The sequence below is a fragment of the Streptomyces sp. NPDC005931 genome, assembly GCF_042871235.1.
GTDB lineage: Bacteria > Actinomycetota > Actinomycetes > Streptomycetales > Streptomycetaceae > Streptomyces.
In genome coordinates this window covers 522,026-540,074 of record NZ_JBIAIG010000001.1, presented here as the reverse complement: position 1 = coordinate 540,074, position 18,049 = coordinate 522,026, and the positions used below count along the sequence as shown (strand labels likewise).

The 18,049-nt window shown below is 73.2% G+C and carries 18 protein-coding genes, 1 tRNA gene and 1 pseudogene; 11 read left to right on the top strand and 9 right to left on the bottom strand.

What is annotated here, in order from left to right; all coding sequences use genetic code 11:
* The first annotated feature begins 67 nt into the window (after positions 1–67).
* The 4 genes from ACFYOV_RS02450 (at position 68) to ACFYOV_RS02435 (ending at position 3,420) form a co-directional block, all read left to right on the top strand.
* Entirely contained in the window at positions 68–643 is a 576-nt protein-coding gene (locus ACFYOV_RS02450; RefSeq protein ID WP_389081783.1) for a calcium homeostasis/redox stress adaptation protein, read from the top strand.
* 137 nt (positions 644–780) lie between these two features.
* Positions 781–1,356, top strand: a complete 576-nt coding sequence (locus ACFYOV_RS02445; protein ID WP_389081780.1) for a TerD family protein — start codon at positions 781–783, stop codon at positions 1,354–1,356.
* Between the two features lie 50 nt (positions 1,357–1,406).
* The gene (locus ACFYOV_RS02440; protein WP_389081778.1) at positions 1,407–2,546 is read left to right on the top strand and encodes a DUF475 domain-containing protein; all 1,140 of its coding nucleotides are present in this window, start codon (positions 1,407–1,409) and stop codon (positions 2,544–2,546) included.
* 136 nt (positions 2,547–2,682) lie between these two features.
* The gene (locus ACFYOV_RS02435; RefSeq protein ID WP_389081775.1) at positions 2,683–3,420 is read left to right on the top strand and encodes a Tellurium resistance; all 738 of its coding nucleotides are present in this window, start codon (positions 2,683–2,685) and stop codon (positions 3,418–3,420) included.
* A gap of 432 nt (positions 3,421–3,852) precedes the next feature.
* Here ACFYOV_RS02435 and ACFYOV_RS02430 read toward each other — a convergent pair whose 3' ends face one another.
* Positions 3,853–4,824 carry a TerD family protein gene (locus ACFYOV_RS02430; RefSeq protein ID WP_389081773.1) on the bottom strand — a complete coding sequence of 324 codons (972 nt, stop codon included), beginning with the start codon at positions 4,822–4,824 and terminating at the stop codon, positions 3,853–3,855.
* Positions 4,825–5,019: 195 nt separating this feature from the next.
* Between ACFYOV_RS02430 and ACFYOV_RS02425 the strand changes: the two genes are divergently transcribed.
* The 3 genes from ACFYOV_RS02425 (at position 5,020) to ACFYOV_RS02415 (ending at position 9,588) form a co-directional block, all read left to right on the top strand.
* On the top strand, positions 5,020–6,186 hold the full coding sequence (locus ACFYOV_RS02425) for an HpcH/HpaI aldolase/citrate lyase family protein (protein WP_389081771.1): 1,167 nt from the start codon (positions 5,020–5,022) through the stop codon (positions 6,184–6,186).
* A 70-nt stretch (positions 6,187–6,256) separates the two neighbouring features.
* Complete coding sequence (locus tag ACFYOV_RS02420; RefSeq protein WP_389081768.1) at positions 6,257–8,776, top strand: phosphoribosyltransferase; 2,520 nt, start codon at positions 6,257–6,259, stop codon at positions 8,774–8,776.
* Complete coding sequence (locus tag ACFYOV_RS02415) at positions 8,776–9,588, top strand: HAD family hydrolase (protein ID WP_389081766.1); 813 nt, start codon at positions 8,776–8,778, stop codon at positions 9,586–9,588. Before ACFYOV_RS02420 ends, ACFYOV_RS02415 begins: the two co-directional genes overlap by 1 nt.
* Here the strand turns inward: ACFYOV_RS02415 and ACFYOV_RS02410 are convergent.
* From ACFYOV_RS02410 to ACFYOV_RS02395, 4 genes and pseudogenes are all read right to left on the bottom strand, one after another.
* Positions 9,506–10,315 (bottom strand): annotated as a pseudogene (locus ACFYOV_RS02410) (DedA family protein). The gene ACFYOV_RS02415 and the pseudogene ACFYOV_RS02410 overlap by 83 nt on opposite strands.
* An 89-nt stretch (positions 10,316–10,404) precedes the next feature.
* A complete protein-coding gene (locus ACFYOV_RS02405) occupies positions 10,405–10,626 on the bottom strand; it encodes a zinc ribbon domain-containing protein (protein WP_389081764.1) in 222 nt (73 codons plus the stop codon).
* A 139-nt stretch (positions 10,627–10,765) separates the two neighbouring features.
* Positions 10,766–12,175, bottom strand: a complete 1,410-nt coding sequence (locus tag ACFYOV_RS02400; protein ID WP_389081762.1) for a hypothetical protein — start codon at positions 12,173–12,175, stop codon at positions 10,766–10,768.
* Between the two features lie 74 nt (positions 12,176–12,249).
* Positions 12,250–13,068: a DUF4097 family beta strand repeat-containing protein gene (locus ACFYOV_RS02395; RefSeq protein WP_389081760.1), complete on the bottom strand. Its 819-nt coding sequence runs from the start codon at positions 13,066–13,068 to the stop codon at positions 12,250–12,252.
* Between the two features lie 201 nt (positions 13,069–13,269).
* Here ACFYOV_RS02395 and ACFYOV_RS02390 point away from each other — a divergent pair.
* The 3 genes from ACFYOV_RS02390 (at position 13,270) to ACFYOV_RS02380 (ending at position 14,661) form a co-directional block, all read left to right on the top strand.
* A tRNA-Val gene (locus ACFYOV_RS02390) sits at positions 13,270–13,341 on the top strand.
* Positions 13,342–13,512: 171 nt separating this feature from the next.
* On the top strand, positions 13,513–13,917 hold the full coding sequence (locus tag ACFYOV_RS02385; protein WP_389081758.1) for a DUF6153 family protein: 405 nt from the start codon (positions 13,513–13,515) through the stop codon (positions 13,915–13,917).
* Positions 13,918–14,001: 84 nt separating this feature from the next.
* Positions 14,002–14,661, top strand: a complete 660-nt coding sequence (locus tag ACFYOV_RS02380; protein ID WP_389081755.1) for a DUF305 domain-containing protein — start codon at positions 14,002–14,004, stop codon at positions 14,659–14,661.
* 66 nt (positions 14,662–14,727) lie between these two features.
* Here ACFYOV_RS02380 and ACFYOV_RS02375 read toward each other — a convergent pair whose 3' ends face one another.
* Together ACFYOV_RS02375 and ACFYOV_RS02370 are read right to left on the bottom strand one after the other, a co-directional pair.
* Positions 14,728–15,081 carry a hypothetical protein gene (locus ACFYOV_RS02375; protein WP_389081753.1) on the bottom strand — a complete coding sequence of 118 codons (354 nt, stop codon included), beginning with the start codon at positions 15,079–15,081 and terminating at the stop codon, positions 14,728–14,730.
* Positions 15,082–15,233: 152 nt separating this feature from the next.
* Complete coding sequence (locus ACFYOV_RS02370; RefSeq protein WP_389081751.1) at positions 15,234–16,133, bottom strand: ketopantoate reductase family protein; 900 nt, start codon at positions 16,131–16,133, stop codon at positions 15,234–15,236.
* A gap of 107 nt (positions 16,134–16,240) precedes the next feature.
* Between ACFYOV_RS02370 and ACFYOV_RS02365 the strand changes: the two genes are divergently transcribed.
* A complete protein-coding gene (locus ACFYOV_RS02365) occupies positions 16,241–16,474 on the top strand; it encodes a DUF2277 domain-containing protein (protein ID WP_389081749.1) in 234 nt (77 codons plus the stop codon).
* Positions 16,475–16,528: 54 nt separating this feature from the next.
* Here ACFYOV_RS02365 and ACFYOV_RS02360 read toward each other — a convergent pair whose 3' ends face one another.
* Positions 16,529–17,128: a DedA family protein gene (locus ACFYOV_RS02360; RefSeq protein WP_389081747.1), complete on the bottom strand. Its 600-nt coding sequence runs from the start codon at positions 17,126–17,128 to the stop codon at positions 16,529–16,531.
* Positions 17,129–17,409: 281 nt separating this feature from the next.
* Positions 17,410–17,862: a DoxX family protein gene (locus ACFYOV_RS02355; protein WP_389082432.1), complete on the bottom strand. Its 453-nt coding sequence runs from the start codon at positions 17,860–17,862 to the stop codon at positions 17,410–17,412.
* Positions 17,863–18,049 lie beyond the last annotated feature (187 nt).

Here is an 18,049-nt window from a genome sequence, read left to right as displayed (position 1 = left end):
ATCGACTCGTTGATCCGACATCCACGCACTACGGGGCATCCCGCCCCTGGACACCAATGGAGGACTCGTGGGAGTCAGCCTCAGCAAGGGCGGCAACGTATCGCTGACCAAGGAGGCGCCGGGCCTGACCGCGGTCATCATCGGTCTGGGGTGGGACGTCCGCACCACGACCGGCACCGACTTCGACCTGGACGCCAGCGCGCTGCTGCTGAACAACTCCGGGAAGGTCGCCAGCGACCAGCACTTCATCTTCTTCAACAACCTCAAGAGCCCGGACGGCTCCGTCGAGCACACCGGTGACAACCTCACCGGTGAGGGCGAGGGTGACGACGAGCAGATCAAGGTCAACCTCGCGACCGTCCCGATGGACGTCGAGAAGATCGTCTTCCCGGTCTCGATCTACGACGCCGAGAACCGCCAGCAGTCCTTCGGTCAGGTGCGCAACGCGTTCATCCGCGTCGTCAACCAGGCCGGCGGCGCCGAGATCGCCCGCTACGACCTCTCGGAGGACGCCTCCACCGAGACGGCCATGGTCTTCGGCGAGCTGTACCGGCACGGCGCCGAGTGGAAGTTCCGGGCCATCGGCCAGGGCTACGCCTCGGGCCTGCGCGGCATCGCGCAGGACTTCGGTGTGAACGTCTGAGACGGTCACGTCCCGGGCGGTCACGCCCGGGCGTGACCGCCGCGCACGGCCGTACTGTCCGGCGCCGCACGGTTTGCGTGCGGCGCCGGACGCGCAGGACCACCTTGAGAAACACCACCCGGGGAGGGACCAGCATCATGGGCGTCACGCTCGCCAAGGGAGGCAATGTCTCCCTGTCCAAGGCCGCACCGAACCTCACTCAGGTGATGGTCGGGCTCGGCTGGGACGCGCGCTCCACCACCGGAGCCCCCTTCGACCTCGACGCCAGCGCGCTGATGTGCACCGGCGGCCGGGTCATGGGCGACGAGTGGTTCGTCTTCTACAACCAGCTCAAGAGCCCGGACGGCTCGGTGGAGCACACCGGTGACAACCTCACCGGCGAGGGCGACGGCGACGACGAGTCCCTGCTGGTCGACCTGTCCAAGGTCCCGCCGCAGTGCGACAAGATCGTCTTCCCGGTCTCGATCCACATGGCGGACGAGCGGGGCCAGACCTTCGGACAGGTCAGCAACGCCTTCATCCGCGTCGTCAACCAGGCCGACGGCCAGGAACTGGCCCGCTACGACCTGAGTGAGGACGCCTCCACCGAAACCGCGATGATCTTCGGCGAGCTGTACCGCTACCAGGGCGAGTGGAAGTTCCGTGCCGTGGGTCAGGGGTACGCGTCGGGACTGCGGGGCATCGCTCTAGACTTCGGAGTCAACGTTTCGTAAAGCCGATCACGGCGGCGGGGGAGACCCGTACAGACATGATGGGGTAGCCAGTGGTTCTGAAAACCTTCGGCTGGTCGTTCGCGGTCACCGCGCTCGGCCTGGTCGCAGCGGTCCTCTACGGGGGGTGGACCGCCTTCGGCATCGTGGCGATCCTCTCCATCCTCGAGATCTCGCTGTCCTTCGACAACGCGGTGGTCAACGCCGGCATCCTCAAGAAGATGAATGCCTTCTGGCAGAAGATCTTCCTCACCATCGGCATTCTGATCGCCGTCTTCGGCATGCGACTGGTCTTCCCCGTGGTGATCGTCGCCGTCAGCGCCCAGCTCGGGCCGATCGAGGCCGTCGACCTCGCGCTCACCGACAAGGACCGTTACCAGGAGCTCGTCACCGACGCGCATCCCGCGATCGCCGCGTTCGGTGGCATGTTCCTGCTGATGATCTTCCTCGACTTCATCTTCGAGGACCGCGACATCAAGTGGCTCGGCTGGCTGGAGCGCCCGCTGGCCAAGCTCGGCAAGATCGACATGCTGTCGGTCTGCATCGCGCTGATCATCCTGCTGATCTCCGCGATGACCTTCGCCACCCAGGCCCACCAGCACGGCGGCACGCACGTCGACAAGGCGGACACGGTCCTGCTCTCCGGTATCGCGGGTCTGATCACCTACATGATCGTGGGCGGTCTGTCCGGCTTCTTCGAGGACAAGCTGGAAGAGGAGGAGGAGCGCGAGCACGAGGAGGAGGAGAAGGCCGAGCGCGCCGGGAAGCCCCGCTCGGCGGTCGCCCTGGCCGGCAAGGCCGCGTTCTTCATGTTCCTCTACCTCGAGGTCCTGGACGCGTCCTTCTCCTTCGACGGCGTGATCGGTGCCTTCGCCATCACCAACGACATCGTCCTGATGGCCCTGGGCCTGGGTGTCGGCGCCATGTACGTCCGGTCGCTCACCGTGTACCTGGTCCGTCAGGGCACCCTGGACGACTACGTCTACCTGGAGCACGGCGCGCACTACGCGATCGGTGCCCTGGCCATGATCCTGCTCGTCACCATCCAGTACGAGATCAACGAGATCATCACCGGTCTCATCGGTGTCGTCCTGATCGGCTGGTCCTTCTGGTCCTCCGTGCGCCGCAACCGCGCGCTGGCGGCGGCCGAGCGGGACGCGGACGAGAAGACCGAGGTCTCCTCCGGGGTGTGACGACACCCCGGGTGAGGAACGCTCTGGACGGGGCGGCCTCCGAGGACCACTCCTCGGGGCCGCCCCGTCGGCCGTCCGGCCCTCTTCGGGCCGCGGGCGGCCCGGGCGGGGTTCGACGACTGGACTTGGGGCGGGAATGGGTTTCCTGGACGGACTGTGGCGCGGACGCGGGACCGACTTCGACTCGGGCAGCGCGGCGACCAACGCGATCGAGCTGACCAAGCGGCACGGTCAGGTGTCCCTGACGAAGCAGGGGGCGGCCACCGGTCATCTGCGGATCAATCTGAGCTGGCGGATGCGGACCTCCGACTTCGGCGGCTCGCAGCGCGAGAGCCTGCTGCGGCACCCCTTCAGGGCACTGAAGCCGCCGGAGGTCATCGGCCACAGCCAGAGCATGGTCAACGTCGACCTCGACCTCGGGTGCCTGTACGAGTTGCAGGACGGCACCAAGGGCGTGGTGCAGCCGCTCGGGGGGCTCCTCGGCGAGGTCAACGCGCCGCCGTACGTGAAGCTGAGCGGCGACGACCGGTTCGGCTCGGCGTCCGGCGAGACGATCTACGTGAACCTGGACCAGCGCGAGAAGATCAAGCGCCTGCTGGTCTTCGCCTACATCTACGACCAGACCCCCGCGTTCGACCGCACCCAGGCCATGGTCACGCTCTACCCGAGCAACGGCCCGCGCATCGAGATCGGCCTCGACGAACGCCATCCCCAGGCCCGCTCCTGCGCCGTCGTGATGATCGAGAACGTGAAGAACGAGATCATCGTGCGCCGGGAGGTGAAGTTCGTCTACGGATTCCAGGCCGAACTCGACCGCCTCTACGGCTGGGGCCTCCAGTGGGGCCGGGGCTTCAAGACGAAGGTGGAACGCTGAGGACCCGCCCCCGCGGGGTGCGGGACGTATCTCACCGGCCCCGCGGGCCGGTGAGGTCCGGGCACCGGGGGCCCCGGGGAGGGGCGCGCACGCCGGTGCCAGTGCCCCTCCGGCGCGGGCCGGGCCGGCATCGCGGACGCCGCGGGGCCGGGAGCCGGTGGGGGGATCGGGCGCGGGGGATCCCGCCGGGCGTCTGAAGTTCCGGGCGGCCGTAGTGGGGGCCCGTACCCCGGAGGGGCTCGCCCGCCCCGCGGCCGAGGGGCGACCGGTTCCCGGGGCCGCGGCGTCGGCTGCCCCGAGGAGCGGGGCCGTGGGCCACCGGTGACCTTCCCGGTGGCCTGCGGGCCGGGCCTTGCGGACCACCCGGCTTCGGCAGCACGGTGCGCCGCGGGGAGCGGTGAGCCGCCGGGCCCCGGCCCCGCGGCGGCGCCTTCAGCGGCCGACGAACTGGGGGCCCTGGGGAGGCAGGCGGAAGTCCGGGTCCAGGGGCGCCGGGGCCGGCGGGAAGCCGTAGGCGGGCTGGGCGGCGGCCGTCGCGGGCGGGGACTGCGGGTAGCCGTAGGCGGGCTGCGCGGCCGGCTGCGGGTAGCCGTAGGCCGGCTGGGCGGCGGCCGACTGCTGCGGGGGATAGCCGTAGCCGGGCTGGGCCGGGACGCCGGCCGGCTGCTCCGGCGGCAGCGGGCGGGAGGTCTCGGGAGGTGCCGGCGGGGCCGCCGCAGGGACGTGCGGCTGCGTCGGCGCCTCGGGCTGCACCTGCTGCCGCGACGGCGGCTGTGCGGTGGAGGGCGTCGGCGTCGCCCGGGTGTCCGGTGCGGGGGACTGGCGGGGGGTTTCCGCGGGCTGGGGCTCCTCCGCCGCCTCCGACTCGTCGACCGAGATGCCGAAGTCCGTCGCCAGGCCCTTCAGCCCGTTCGAGTAGCCCTCGCCCAGCGCCCGGAACTTCCACCCGTCCCCGCGCCGGTACAGTTCCCCGCAGATCAGCGCCGTCTCCCGGCCCGTCTCCGGCTTGATGTCGAAATACGCCAGCGCTTCCCCGTCCGCGGCCTGCGCGTCGTACAGCAGAATGCGCAGCGCCCGTACGCGGTCGAACGTGACGCCGTCCGCCGACGCGACCAGCAGAATCCGGCCCACGCCGGACTCGACACCGACGAGATCTGTCTGGATCGTGTCGGTGAGGCCCTCGGCGACCCGCTTCTTGCCGAGCCGCCAGACCTTCCCGGAGGGGTGTCGGGGCTGGTTGTAGAAGACGAAGTCCTCGTCGGAGCGCACACGATCGTCGAGGCCGAGGAGCAGCGCGGAGGCGTCGACGTCCGGAACCCCCTGCCCGGGCGACCAGCGCAGCACGGCGCGTACCGTGGTGGCTTCCAGAGGGACGTTCGACCCCTTCAGCATCGCGTGCGTCATGCGGTCATCCTGCCCTCTCCGTCCTGGTCACGACAACGCGGGGTGCGGCACCGCCACGGCCGCGGGTGTGGGCCCGCCACGGCGGGGTTACCTGAAGTTCATGCCCGACGGGAACCTCCGACATCGATCTCTACGTACTATTACCGGCCACCTGCCGACATTCCACGGATTGCCCAGCACCCACGGGGGAGTTCAATGCGTCATTTCGGGCACATAGCCCCTGCGGTGCGGAAACGTCTCTTCTGTCGTGAGCCGACCGCCTTCACCCCGGACTCACCGGCCCGGCTGCTGTCCGCGGCCCTGGGGGCCACCCTCTACAGCCCCGCCACCCGCCCCCGCCTCGCCGACGACATCGTCAAGCAGGCCGCACGCGGGGTGGTCTCCATGGTGCTGTGCCTGGAGGACTCCATCGACGACGCCGACGTGAGCGACGGCGAGGAGAACCTCGTACGGCAGCTCACCGCCCTCGCCGCCCGCCCGGACGCGGATCCCCCGCTGCTGTTCATCCGGGTCCGGGCCCCGGGGCAGATCCCCGACCTGGTGCGGCGTCTCGGCCCCTCCGTCCGGCTGCTGTCCGGTTTCGTACTGCCGAAGTTCACCGAGGAACGCGGCATGCCCTACCTGGAGGCGCTGGACGCCGCCGAGAACGCCTGCGGCCGCCGGCTGTTCGCCATGCCCGTGCTGGAGTCTCCCGAGCTGCTCTACCGGGAGACGCGCGTGGAGACCCTCGAGGGCATCGTCCGCGCGGTCGACAAGTACCGCGACCGCGTCCTCGCCCTACGCCTCGGCGTCACCGACTTCTGCTCCTCCTACGGGCTGCGCCGGGGCCCCGACATGACGGCGTACGACGTCCAGATCGTCGCCTCCGTGATCGCCGACGTGGTGAACATGCTGGGCCGGGCCGACGGCACCGGGTTCACGGTCACCGGGCCGGTGTGGGAGTACTTCCGGGTCCAGGAGCGCATGTTCAAGCCGCTGCTGCGGCAGAGCCCCTTCCTCGAGGTGCAGGCCGTCGAGCTGCGCGAGAAGCTGATCGAACACGCCATGGACGGCCTGCTGCGCGAGATCTCCCTGGACCAGGCCAACGGCCTGCTGGGCAAGACCTGCATCCACCCCTCCCACGTGCTGCCGGTGCACGCGCTGTCCGTCGTCAGCCACGAGGAGTTCAGCGACGCCCAGGACATCCTCCGGCCGGAACGCGGCGGTGGGGGTGTACTGAGGTCGGCGTACACGAACAAGATGAACGAGGTGAAGCCGCACCGCGCCTGGGCCGAGCGCACCCTGCTGCGCGCCGAGGTCTTCGGCGTGGCCCACGAGGACATCGGCTTCGTGGAACTGCTCGCCGCGGGCCTCGGGGAGTGACCGACGGCCCGACGGCCCGCCCGGAACCGGTCGCACCGGCCGGACCGACCGCATCGACCGCAAGGAATCCATGGAGAAGGCAGTGAACGAGGGTGCGCGCCGGCAGGTGCGCGACGGGGCCCGGACGGGCGGCGACGTCTGGTCCGGGAGCTGGGTCGCGCAGCGGCTCGGGGTCGAGCTGACCGGGGACGACCGGCTCACCGAGCTGCTGGGGCTGGCCCTGCGCCGCAACCCCAAGCGGGCTCACCTGCTGGTGTCCAACGTCCTCGGCAAGCACGTGCCGCAGTCGCCGTCCGTCGTGTACGGCCACGGCGTCGCGCTCGGCCGCCGGGTGCGCGAGCTGCTGGGCGAGGAGGCGCACGGCGCGGTCGTCCTCGGCTACGCGGAGACCGCCACCGGACTCGGCCACGCGGTGGCCGACGGTCTGGGCGTGGCGCCCTACCTGCACTCCACCCGCCGTCCGGTTCCCGGAGTCGCGGCGGCGGGCGGCTTCGAGGAGTCGCACTCCCACGCCACCTCCCACCTGCTGCTCCCGGAGAACCCCCGGCTGCTGGCCGGCGACGGCCCACTGGTGCTGGTCGACGACGAGTTCTCCACGGGGAACACGGTGCTGAACACCGTCCGCGACCTCCACGGACGGTATCCGCGACGCCGGTACGTGGTGGTCGCCCTGGTCGACATGCGCTCGCCCGCCGACGCCGGACGTCTGGAGGCCTTCGCCGGGGAGATCGGCGCCCGCGTCGATCTGGTCGCGACCGGCTCGGGCACCGTGCGGCTGCCCGGGAACGTCCTGGAGAAGGGCCGCGAACTGGTCGCCCGCCAGGAGGCGGCCGGGCCGGGCCCCGAAGTGCCCGCGGGCCCGCCCGGGGTGATCACGCGGGTCGAGCTGGGCTGGCCCGAAGGTCTGCCCGACGGCGGGCGGCACGGCTTCACCCCCGCCCACCGGGCGCGGCTGGAGGGGACGCTGCCCGCCATGGCCGCGCGGCTCGCCGGCGCGCTGCCCGCCGACGCCCGCCGCGTACTGGTCCTCGGCTTCGAGGAGCTGATGTACGCCCCGCTCCGCCTCGCCCACGCGCTGGAGGAGCGGGCGACCGGCACCGAGGTGCGCTACTCCACCACCACCCGCTCGCCCGTCCTCGCGGTCGACGACCCCGGCTACGCGATACGCACCCGCCTGGTCTTCCCCGCCCACGACGACCCGGCCGACGGCCCCGGCGAGCGGTACGCCTACAACGTCGCCGGGGCCGGCTTCGACACCGTCGTCGCCGTCGTCGACTCGGTCGCCGACACGCCGGAACTGCACGCGCCCGACGGCCTACTGGCCCGGCTCGCCGCCCACACCCCGCAGGTCCTCCTCGCGGTCGTACCGTCGTACGTACCCGCTGCCAGGATCGCGCCGGATCCACCGGACGCCCCCGAAAGGCCCGCCACCATGCTGCCCGAGCCCCTCAGAGGCCCCGCATTCTCCTCGTACGCGCCCGAGGAGGTCGGCTGGCTGCTCCAGGACCTCTCGGACGTGACGCTGGAGGCGCCGACCGAGGAGCGCGAGGAGGCCGTCCAGAGCGGCGGTGCCCACTACGCCGAGTCGCTGCCCGTCGAGTACCAGCCCACCGCGCAGTACCAGGAACTGTTCTCCGCGGCCCTGGAGAGCTCCGCGGACCGCGTGGCCCACGCCGTCGGCGTGGTCACCGAGACGGTGCTCGCCGAGCGGTCCCCCCGACCGGTGCTGGTCTCCCTGGCCCGCGCGGGCACCCCCGTAGGCATCCTGATGCGCCGCTGGGCCCAGTACCGGCACCAGCTGGAGCTCGCGCACTACGCCGTCTCCATCGTCCGCGGCCGGGGCATCGACGCCAACGCCCTGCGCTGGCTGGCCGCGCACCATGATCCCCGCGACGTCGTCTTCGTCGACGGCTGGACCGGCAAGGGCGCCATCACTCGCGAACTGGCCCAGGCGGTCGAGGAGTTCGAGAAGGAAGAGGGCATCACCGGCTTCGACCCGGAGATCGCGGTCCTCGCCGACCCGGGCTCCTGCGTGCGGACCTACGGCACCCGCGAGGACTACCTCGTCCCCTCCGCCTGCCTCAACTCCACCGTCTCCGGCCTGATATCGCGCACCGTGCTGCGCGCCGACCTGGTCGGCCCGCACGACTTCCACGGCGCCAAGTTCTACCGCGAACTCGCCGGCTCCGACGTCTCGGTGGCCTTCCTGGACGCCGTCTCCGACCGCTTCCCCGAGGTCACGGACGCCGCCTGCGCCCAGGCCAAGGACCTGGTCGCCACCGACCGCACCCCCACCTGGGAGGGCTGGGCCGCGGTCGAGCGCATCAGCGAGGAGTACGGCATCCACGACGTCAATCTCGTCAAGCCGGGCGTCGGCGAGACCACCCGCGTCCTGCTGCGCCGCGTGCCGTGGAAGGTGCTGGCGCGGTCCGGGGCGGGCCGCGACCTCGACCACGTGCGCCTGCTGGCCGAACAGCGGGGCGTCCCCGTCGAGGAGGTCGCCGACCTCCCGTACACCTGCGTCGGTCTCATCCACCCCCGCTACACCCGGGGCGCGACCGGTGCCGACGGCCGGGCGGTGACGTCGTGATGCCCGTCCTCGTCGCCAGCGACCTCGACCGCACCCTCATCTACTCCGCCGCCGCCCTCGCCCTGACGATGCCGGACGCGCGGGCGCCCCGGCTGCTGTGCGTCGAGGTCCACGAGAGCCGCCCGCTGTCATTCATGACCGAGACGGCCGCCCACCTGCTCACCGAACTCGGCGACGCGGCGCTGTTCGTGCCGTCCACGACCCGGACCCGCAAGCAGTACCAGCGCATCAACCTGCCCGGACCGCCGCCGGGTTACGTGATCTGCGCCAACGGCGGCCACATCCTGGTCGACGGCGTCTCCGACCCGGACTGGCACGCCCGGGTGACCGCGCGGCTGGCCGACGAGTGCGCCCCGCTGGCCGAGGTGCAGGAGCACCTGCTGCGGACCGCCGACCCGGTCTGGGTCCGCAAGCACCGGGTCGCCGAGGACCTCTTCGCCTACCTCGTCGTCGAGCGCGAACTGCTGCCCGAGGACTGGGTGAAGGAGCTCGCGGTGTGGGCGGGGAACCGCGGCTGGACGGTCTCGCTCCAGGGCCGCAAGATCTACGCCGTGCCGGGGCCGCTCACCAAGAGCGCGGCCCTGCACGAGGTCGCCCGCCGCACCGGGGCCGGTCTCACCCTCGCCGCCGGCGACTCCCTCCTGGACGCCGACCTGCTGCTGGCCGCGGACCAGGGCTGGCGCCCGGGCCACGGCGAGCTGGCCGACGCCGGCTGGTCGGCCCCCACGATCAGGTCACTGCCCGAGCGGGGCGTCCTGGCCGGCGAGCGGATCCTGCGCGAGTTCCTGCGGACGGTGCGCTCGGCCACCTGACCGCGTCAGGGCGCGGTGCGCCCCGCCCCCCACCCGGGCGGGGCACACGTCACCGGCGGCGGTCCGCCCCGGCCACCGCGTCCGGCGCGTTCCTCCGCCCGGCACGCCGCCGCCCGGGCCCCGGGCGGCGCAGCCGTACGACCACGAACGCCGACACCGCCAGGGCCGCGGCACCGAGGACCACCGTGGAGTACGCCGAGGCGACGGCCGCGACCCGCTCCCAGTTGTCGCCCAGCGCGTAGCCCGCCAGCACGAACGCCGTGTTCCACACCGCGCTGCCCAGCGTGGTCAGAGCGAGGAACACCGGCAGCCGCATCCGCTCCACACCGGCCGGCACCGAGACGAGACTGCGGAACACCGGGATCATCCGTCCGAAGAACACCGCCCTGGTCCCGTGCCGCAGGAACCACGCCTCCGTCCGCTCGATGTCCGCGAGCCTCACCAGCGGCAGCCGCGCCGCGACCGCCACCGTCCGGTCCCGGCCGAGCAGCGCGCCCAGCCCGTACAGCGCGAGCGCGCCGGCCACCGACCCGGCCGTCGTCCACAGCAGCACGGCGAGCAGGCCCATCCGTCCACCGGCGGCGGCGAAACCCGCCATCGGCAGGATCACCTCGCTGGGCAGGGGAGGGAAGAGGTTCTCCAGGGCGATGGCGAGGCCGGCCCCAGGAGCGCCCATGGCGTCCATGAGGTCGTCGACCCACTGCGGTCCGGTCGAGACGGCTGTCATGCCGTGCACGGTAGGAAACCGGACCTGAAGATTCGCTGAGGGCCGGCCGGCGCGCGGGCGGGCGCCGCGCGCTCACCTGCGCCGCAGCGTCAGCCGCAGCAGCCCCCGCCGCAGCAGCCGCCGCCACCGCCGCCCGCGCGGGGGGCCGGGGCGGGGGCGGACGCGGTGCCCCCCACGGCGACCGTGGACAGCAGCTTCACCGTGTCGTCGTGGCCCGCGGGGCACGACGCGGGGGCGGAGGACTGCGCCATGGGGCGGTTCAGTTCGAAGGTGTCGCCGCAGGTCCGGCAGCGGTACTCGTAGCGAGGCATGGGCACAGGTTAACCGGCGCGGGCACAGCGGTTCACCGGTCGCGGCACGCGGTGCGTGGTGCGGGGACGCGTCACGCGGATGCGTACGGAGACCTTTTCCGCGGGCGCGGCGCACCATGGGCGGACGAGCCCGGGCGGCTCAGTGGGCCGCCGCGCCGCGTTCCTCGCGGATCCGGGCCACCACGCGGGCCACCGCGCCCCGTACCGCTTCCGTCTCGGTCAGGAAGTGCCAGTAGTCGGGGTGACGGCCCTCCAGGGCCGCGACGGCGCGCTCCAGGCGGGCCACCGCGTCGTCCAGGGGGCGGGCGTGGCGCGGGTCGGGGGTGTTGCGTCCGGCCATGGCGAGGCGCTGGGCGTCGCGGATGGCGAAGCGGGTCCGCTCGATCTCCTGCCCCGGGTCCTTCTGCACGGCGTTCAGCCGCCGCAGCCGGTCACCGGCGGCCGACACCGCCTCGTCGGTCGTGTTCAGCAGCGCCCGTGCGGTCGACAGCAGGGCGGTCGCGTCCGCCCAGCGCTGCTCGTCGCGCGCGGCCCGCGCCTCGGCGAGCTTCGCCTCGGCCCGGCGGACGTTCTCCGTGGCCACTTCGGGGACGTGCTGCAGGTCCTGCCAGCAGGCGGCGGTGAAGCGTCGGCGCAGTTCGCTCAGCACCGGTTCGACCTGCTCGGAGCGGGTGGTGAGGGCCTGGGCGCGGGTGCGCAGGGAGACCAGCCGGTGGTCGATCTCGGCGGCCCGCTCCGGCAGCCGTTCGGCCTCCGCCCGGACGGCCTCGGCCTCGCGCGTGACGCGTTCGGCCCGCTCCAGGGTCTGCGGCACGCCGTGCTGCCCCGCCCCCTGGTTCAGCCGGGTCAGCTCCGGCGAGAGCGCGGCGAGCCGGGCGGCGAGGTCGTCGGCCCTCAGACCCGTGCCGCGGGCGGTGTCGAGGGCGTTGGAGGCGGCGAGCAGGGACTGGCGGGCGCGCTCGACGGCGGGCGCGAGCCGGGCCAGCTGGGTCTCGGCCTTGCCGAGCAGGGGCCCGAGGCCGTCGGCGAAGCGGTCCAGCTCCTGCTTGACCCGGTCCAGCTCCTCCCTGGCCGCGGTGAGTTCGGCGCGGGCACGGGAGGCGGTCGCGGCCTCCAGGTCGTCGCGGTCGAGGTCATGGGCGTCGACGGCGCCGATGTAGCGGTGACTGGCCTCGTCGATGCGCCGCCCGAGGGCCTCGAAGCCCTCGACGGCGCGGCGGGCGGCGGGGGAGTCGTCGACCGCGGTGATCGTCTCGATGGAGATCCGCAGATCGCGCTGGGCGGTGTCGAGTTCGTAGAACGCGGCGGCGGCCGCGTCCTTGGCCGCCTGCGCCTCGGCCCGCTGGTTGTCGGCCCGTCCGCCGAACCAGCGCCGGGTGCCGCCACCGGTGAACGCCGCGGGCAGGACCAGCACGGCGACCAGGGGCAGCGCGACCAGGGCGAGCGCGTCGCGCAGGGCTCCGGGAGGAGTCCTGCGGGCCTGCCGCATGCGTGCGCGGGGCACGCGCGAGAGCGACGGCGAGTGCGGCTGCGCTGGTGTCGCCGTCACATCCCTCTCCCGTACTGTCGTTCGCCCTGCCCGGTGTCATTCTCCCACCGGTAGAGGACGAACACACGGGGCGGTCAGTTCACCGTGCGGACGGTGAGTTTGCCGTCGCCGGTGTGTGCGGTGACCACATGGGGACTGGAGTCGTCGCGGGGCACGGACACGTCCTCGGCGCCGTCACCCGTCCCGGTCGTCACCCTGTAGGCGGCCGGGGGCAGGTCGATCGTCAGGGATCCGTCGCCGCTGCTGGACTCCACCAGGTCCGGTACGGCCCCGAGTTCGAGGTGGACCGAGCCGTCGCCGGACCGGGCCCGCACCTGCCGCGAGGAGACCTCCGCGCGCACCGAGCCGTCGCCGGTGCGCAGGTCCAGCGGTCCCGTGGAGTCGGTGACGCGGACGGAACCGTCCGTCGTTCGGATGCTCAGCGCGTCCCGGAAGCCCCGCGCCCGCACGCTGCCGTCGCCGTCCTCCACCGTGACGGTGACACCGCGGGGGACCTGGATGCGGTGCCTGGCGGAGCAGTCGGCGACGATGCCGGTGCAGTCCGTCCGCAGCACCAGCCGGTCGCCGTCCAGGGACCAGGTGACCTCCGGGTCCTTGCCGACGGCGACGGTGCCCTCGAACCAGCGGGTGACCTCGACCCTGCCCGACGGTGCCGAGTCGGCGGCGACGATCTCGAGCGCGGAGTCGTCGGAGTCGACGGTGAGGGTGCGGCTCGGCAGGTCGAAGGACCGGTGCTCGGGGTCCTCGTCGTCCCCGGCCGAGGCCCCGCACGCGCTCAGCCCGGCGACCAGCACCACGGCGGCCCCGGCGACGGCGACCGCGCGCCGGTGCGTGGTGGTGCGTGCGGGGCCGGCCGGCGCGGCGGTGCGTGCGGTGCGGGTGCTGCGGGCCATGGCGGTCTCCCCCTCGGTACGGACGGTGGCGCCCCGTGGCGCTCTTCGACCGTACGGATCCGGGGGCCACCGGGGGATCCGGGAAGCTCCCGGACCAGGGGTGGGGACAACCCCCGGCCGTACCCGGGGACACGGGTGTGCCGGACCGTGCCACGGGCCATGTAGGCTGTCCACTCGACCTGGGCGCGCCGCCCGGGACCCGGGTGCGTAGCTCAGGGGTAGAGCGCCTGCCTTACAAGCAGGATGTCGGCGGTTCGAAACCGTCCGCGCCCACCGTGACCGAGGACGTCGGACGACGTCGGGACGGAACAGGGCCTCCGGTGAGCACCGGGGGCCCTCGCTTTCGTACCTGTGGTGGTGAGTCCCGCCGCCGATCCGCCGCGCCGTCACCCGTACGGGGACCCCTGCGGGTGCCCGAGTGTGCCGTTCCCTAAGCTGGCGGCCGTGAGCGGCTTCGAGCGACGTGTCCGGCGATCCCCCGTGCGGTGGTCGCCCCGGGCGCTGTGCGTGCTCGCGCTGCTGGCCGGACTGCTCGGGATGCACGGCCTGGTGCCCGGCGCCGCCGCCCCCGGCCACACCCACCCCGCCCACCACGCGCGGGCCGAGGCACTCGCGGCGGCCGGCCCCGGCGTGTGCCACGACGACGGGCACGGCGGCGGCCACCTCCAGCACGCCGATCCCACCTGCGCGGCGGCCGCCGTGAGCGGCCCGCCGGTGCTGCCCGCCCCCCTCGCCGCCCCGTCGGTCCTCCCCGCGGACCAGGACGCACTCCGGGCCTACCCGTCGGGGGAGCCGGACGGGGCCCGCGCCCCGCCGTCGCTGGCCGAACTTCAGCTGCTGCGGATCTAGACACCGCTCGGCACCGCGCCCCCGGCCGGAGGCGTGGCGCACCGACGTGTCCGCACATCCCTCCGCACCACAGGAGTTCCCCGTATGACCCGCAAGACCAGTACGCGTACCCTCGCCCGCCGTGCCGCCCTCGGAGTGGTGGCGGCCACTGCCGCGCTCGCCCTGTCCGCCTGTGGTGGCGACGGCGGGACGCAGGACCGGGCCGCCTCGGGCGACGGGTCCTCCGCGAGCGCCGAGGCCACGGCCGGGGCGCACAACGCGCAGGACGTCGCCTTCGCGCAGGGCATGATCCCGCACCACCGGCAGGCGCTGGAGATGGCCCGCATGGCCGCCGACCGTGCCTCCTCCGCCGAGGTGAAGGACCTCGCCCGGAGGATCGAGAAGGCCCAGGACCCGGAGATCACGACCATGACCGGCTGGCTGGAGAGCTGGGGCGAGGACGTCCCGGCCGCCGACGCCGGCGCGCACGGCGGCCACGGCACGGACCACTCGGCATCGGGCCACGGCGGCATGCCGGGAATGATGAGCGAGCAGGAGATGGGCGCTCTGGAGAAGGCCACGGGCAAGGACTTCGACGCCGCGTTCCTGGAGTTGATGGTCGAGCACCACGAGGGCGCCGTGGACATGGCCGAGGTCCAGAAGACCAAGGGCCGCCACGGACCGGCGAAGGACCTGGCCGACGCCATCATCACCGCGCAGAAGGCGGAGATCACCGAGATGAACGAGCTGCTCGGCAAGGGCTGAGTCCGAGCCGCCGCCCGTCCGGCCGGGACGGAAGGTCCTTCCGTCCCGGCCGGGGTACGGCGCCCGTCACGGGGAGTCGGACGTCCCGTCCGGGGGATCCTCGTGGGCGTGCTTGAGCCCCGACCGGGCCCGCACCCGGTCGGGGCCGGTGAGCTCGGACCAGTAGCGGTGGGTGCTGACGAACACCGCCAGTTCGTGTTCCCGCCGCCGCAGCTTCTCCACCTCGGCCTGTTCGTCGGCGGACCAGCCGGGGGAGGCGGGGCGCTCGACCTTGCGCCAGCTGTTGTCGTCGCTGAAGCCGTCGAGGGGTTCGACCGACCAGGGGAGCCGCTTCAGCAGGGCCGACAGCTCGGCCCGGACCTGATGCAGTTCCTCCTGACCGGCGAGGAGGTCACTCGGAAAGTCATAGGTCGCAGCCACGGTCCAATAATACGCCTGTTCGAATTTGGTTCGCGCGGTGCGGAAGGGTCTCCACCACGGTTCATCCGATCGTGGAAGACCGCGACCACGGCGGCGCGCGAGGGGCATCGAACCCGGGCGGCCCGGCCCGAACGCCGGGGGACCGGGGGCCCTTACGCGGCGGTCCGGGCCAGTCGCGCCACCACGCGCGCCGTGACGGGGGCCGGCACGCCCTGGCGCTCGGCCGCGCGCAGCAACGCGCCGCCGATGGCGTCCAGTTCGAGGGGTCGCCCGGCCTCGGCGTCGCGCTGCATCGACGACCTGGTCCGCGCCGGGAAGGCGTCGTAGCGGGCGAGGGCCTGCGCGGGGTCGGCGGGGCCACCGCAGGCACGGCTGATCGCCGCCGTCTCCGTCACCAGGGCGGTCAGTTCCTCCCGGTGCCGGGTCCGCACGTCCCCCAGGGGTACGCCGTGGAGGGTGGTCAGCAGGGCCAGCGGGGCGAGGAACGACATCTTGGCCCACAGGGCCGCCGTCTCGTCCTCCAGGACTCGGGTGGCGGGTCCGGCACCGGTGAGGGCGGCGGCCAGGGCGTCGAGCCGGGCGCGGGGCACGGGATCACCGGTGAGGTCGATCTCCGCGAACGGGCTGCCGTGCTCGACGACACCGGGGGCGACCCGGGTGGACTCGACGCGGATGACGGCGGGGGCGACCCGGTCGGCGCGGTGCCGGGCGCGCAGGGCGGCCGGGTGCTCGACGCCGTTGAGGAACGGGACGACGAGCCCGTCGCCGAGAACCGGTGCCGGGACGCGGGACAGCGCGGTGTCGAGCGCCGTGTGCTTGACGGTGATCAGGCAGGCGTCGACGGGTTCCCGCAGTTCGGTGTCCGCCTCGACACCGGCGGTGAAGTCGCCGAACCGCTCGCTGCGGACCGCGATGCCGTCGGCGCGCAGGGTCGCCGCGGTCTCGTCGCCGGCCAGGCAGATCACCCGGTGGCCGGCCCGGCTCAGCAGCGCGGCGAGCAGACCGCCCACGCCGCCGGGGCCGAGCACGGCCACGGTGAGTGCGTTCGTCATGGAGAGGCTCCTCTCGTCGGTCGGCCCCAGGACGGTGGCCGCCTGCGGGGATCATCGCAGGCTTCGGACTCCTGGTCCGCAAGGGCCCCTTGGGTGAGACTGGGGGCATGTGCCGGAGCATCAAGACCCTTCGCCCGCCCGTGCTGCCCGAGGAGGCCTCGGAGGAGGAGATCAGGGCCGCCGCCCTGCAGTACGTCAGAAAGGTGTCCGGCTTCCGCATGCCGGCCGCCCACAACCGCGAGGTCTTCGACCGCGCCGTCGACACCGTCGCCGAGGCCACGGCCGACCTGCTGGCCGGCCTGGAGGTACGGGGCGCGGGGACGGCGCGCCGGGCGGGATAGCGGGCCGTACGCGACCGCACGTCCCGCCGGGGATCCTCCTGGGAGACCTCCGCGCTAGGAGACCTCCGAGGGGCGGGGGCGGCGCACCAGGTACGCCGCGCCCGCGCCCGCCGCGAACAGCGCGCCCACCGACACCGCCGTCGCCAGCCAGGTCGCGCCCAGCCAGTGGGCACCGAAGTAGCCGAGGGCCACGCTGTAGGCGGCCCAGGCCAGGCCGGCCAGGGCCGACCAGGGGAGGAAGTCGCGGGCCCGGTGGCGCGCGGCGCCGGCGCCCAGGGAGACCACCGAGCGGCCCGCCGGGGCGAACCGGGCGAGGACGACCAGGGCGCCGCCGCCCCGTGCCAGCCCGGCGCCGAGACGTTCCTGCGCGGTGGTCAGCCGGCGCGAGCGGGCGATCGCCCGGTCCAGGCGGGCGCCGCCGCGCCAGGCGAGCCGGTAGGCCACCAGATCGCCCAGGACGGAGGCCGTCGCGGCGCAGAGGGTCAGGACGAGGATGTCGGGGACGTCGGTCGCCGTGCCCGCGGCCGCCGCCGTGGCCGCGGTGATCACCAGGACCCCACTGGGCAGTACCGGAAGGAAGACGTCGAGGAGGACCGAGAGGGCCACCACCGCATAGATCCATGGGCTGCCGATCAGCGACCCGAAATCATCCACCCGAACTCCCCGTGACTCCCCCGTGGGCCAGACCTTGCCGCGGTGTCGCGGGGGGAGCGGCAGGAGTGGCCCATGACAGCCATACAGCGTACGCGTGGTCAGTGACGAAAGGGTCACGGGGGGTTCGTGCGGTGTTCGGGTGTCCGGAGCCCCGCGTTCGCCGGGTCGAGGCAGGTGGCGGGTACTGCCGGGAAGCCGCCTGCCCTCCCGGCAGGGGCATCCGTCTCCTCCGGAACGACGCGTGCCCTCCCCGGGCGGGGAGGGCACGGTGCGGTGTGCGTTCAGGCCGTGACCGGGCTCTTGTCCGCCGGTCGTCGTTCCTCCGCCGCCGTGCGCCGGGAGAGCAGCCGGTCCAGGCCGAAGGCCCCGGAGCCGGTGAAGACCAGCAGGAACATGGCCCAGCAGTACAGGGCCGCGCCTTCGCCGTCGTTCTGCAGGGGCCACAGCGCCTCGGGCTGGTGGACCTTGAAGTACGCGTACGCCATGGCGCCGGACGAGACGAACGCGGCGGCCCGGGTGCCGAGGCCGAGCATCACGAGGCTGCCGCCGACGAGTTCGATCACGGCGGCGTACCAGTTGGGCCAGGTGCCGGTGGCGACGGTGCCGCCCTTGCCGTCCACGCCGCCGAGCACGCCGAGCAGGGCGACGGCGCCGTGGCAGGCGAAGAGCAGTCCGACGACGATGCGGAACAGTCCGAGGGCATACGGCTGTGCGCCGTCGAGGCGCCCGGTCAAGCCGGTCATGTGGCGGGTCTCCTTCGGTCGGGTCCGACCCGGCGGGGCCGGTCCGGTGGAAACGGAACCGAGTCGATGGCCCCACGTTAGGTCTCCCTAACCCATACTTGCAAGTTCAACATTCGGCCATGGGGGCGCCCCCGACCCGATGGGCGCCCGACGGCCACTCCCGGTGCGTACGGAAGCG

Bases quoted from the DNA above. Each gene is read 5' to 3' on its own strand.
- ACFYOV_RS02445 (WP_389081780.1), top strand. From the start codon at position 781: ATGGGCGTCACGCTCGCCAAGGGAGGCAATGTCTCCCTGTCCAAGGCC.
- ACFYOV_RS02435 (WP_389081775.1), top strand. From the start codon at position 2,683: ATGGGTTTCCTGGACGGACTGTGGCGCGGACGCGGGACCGACTTCGAC.
- ACFYOV_RS02430 (WP_389081773.1), bottom strand. From the start codon at position 4,824: ATGACGCACGCGATGCTGAAGGGGTCGAACGTCCCTCTGGAAGCCACC.
- ACFYOV_RS02425 (WP_389081771.1), top strand. From the start codon at position 5,020: ATGCGTCATTTCGGGCACATAGCCCCTGCGGTGCGGAAACGTCTCTTC.
- ACFYOV_RS02420 (WP_389081768.1), top strand. From the start codon at position 6,257: ATGGAGAAGGCAGTGAACGAGGGTGCGCGCCGGCAGGTGCGCGACGGG.
- ACFYOV_RS02415 (WP_389081766.1), top strand. From the start codon at position 8,776: ATGCCCGTCCTCGTCGCCAGCGACCTCGACCGCACCCTCATCTACTCC.
- ACFYOV_RS02405 (WP_389081764.1), bottom strand. From the start codon at position 10,626: ATGCCTCGCTACGAGTACCGCTGCCGGACCTGCGGCGACACCTTCGAA.
- ACFYOV_RS02395 (WP_389081760.1), bottom strand. From the start codon at position 13,068: ATGGCCCGCAGCACCCGCACCGCACGCACCGCCGCGCCGGCCGGCCCC.
- ACFYOV_RS02380 (WP_389081755.1), top strand. From the start codon at position 14,002: ATGACCCGCAAGACCAGTACGCGTACCCTCGCCCGCCGTGCCGCCCTC.
- ACFYOV_RS02370 (WP_389081751.1), bottom strand. From the start codon at position 16,133: ATGACGAACGCACTCACCGTGGCCGTGCTCGGCCCCGGCGGCGTGGGC.
- ACFYOV_RS02365 (WP_389081749.1), top strand. From the start codon at position 16,241: ATGTGCCGGAGCATCAAGACCCTTCGCCCGCCCGTGCTGCCCGAGGAG.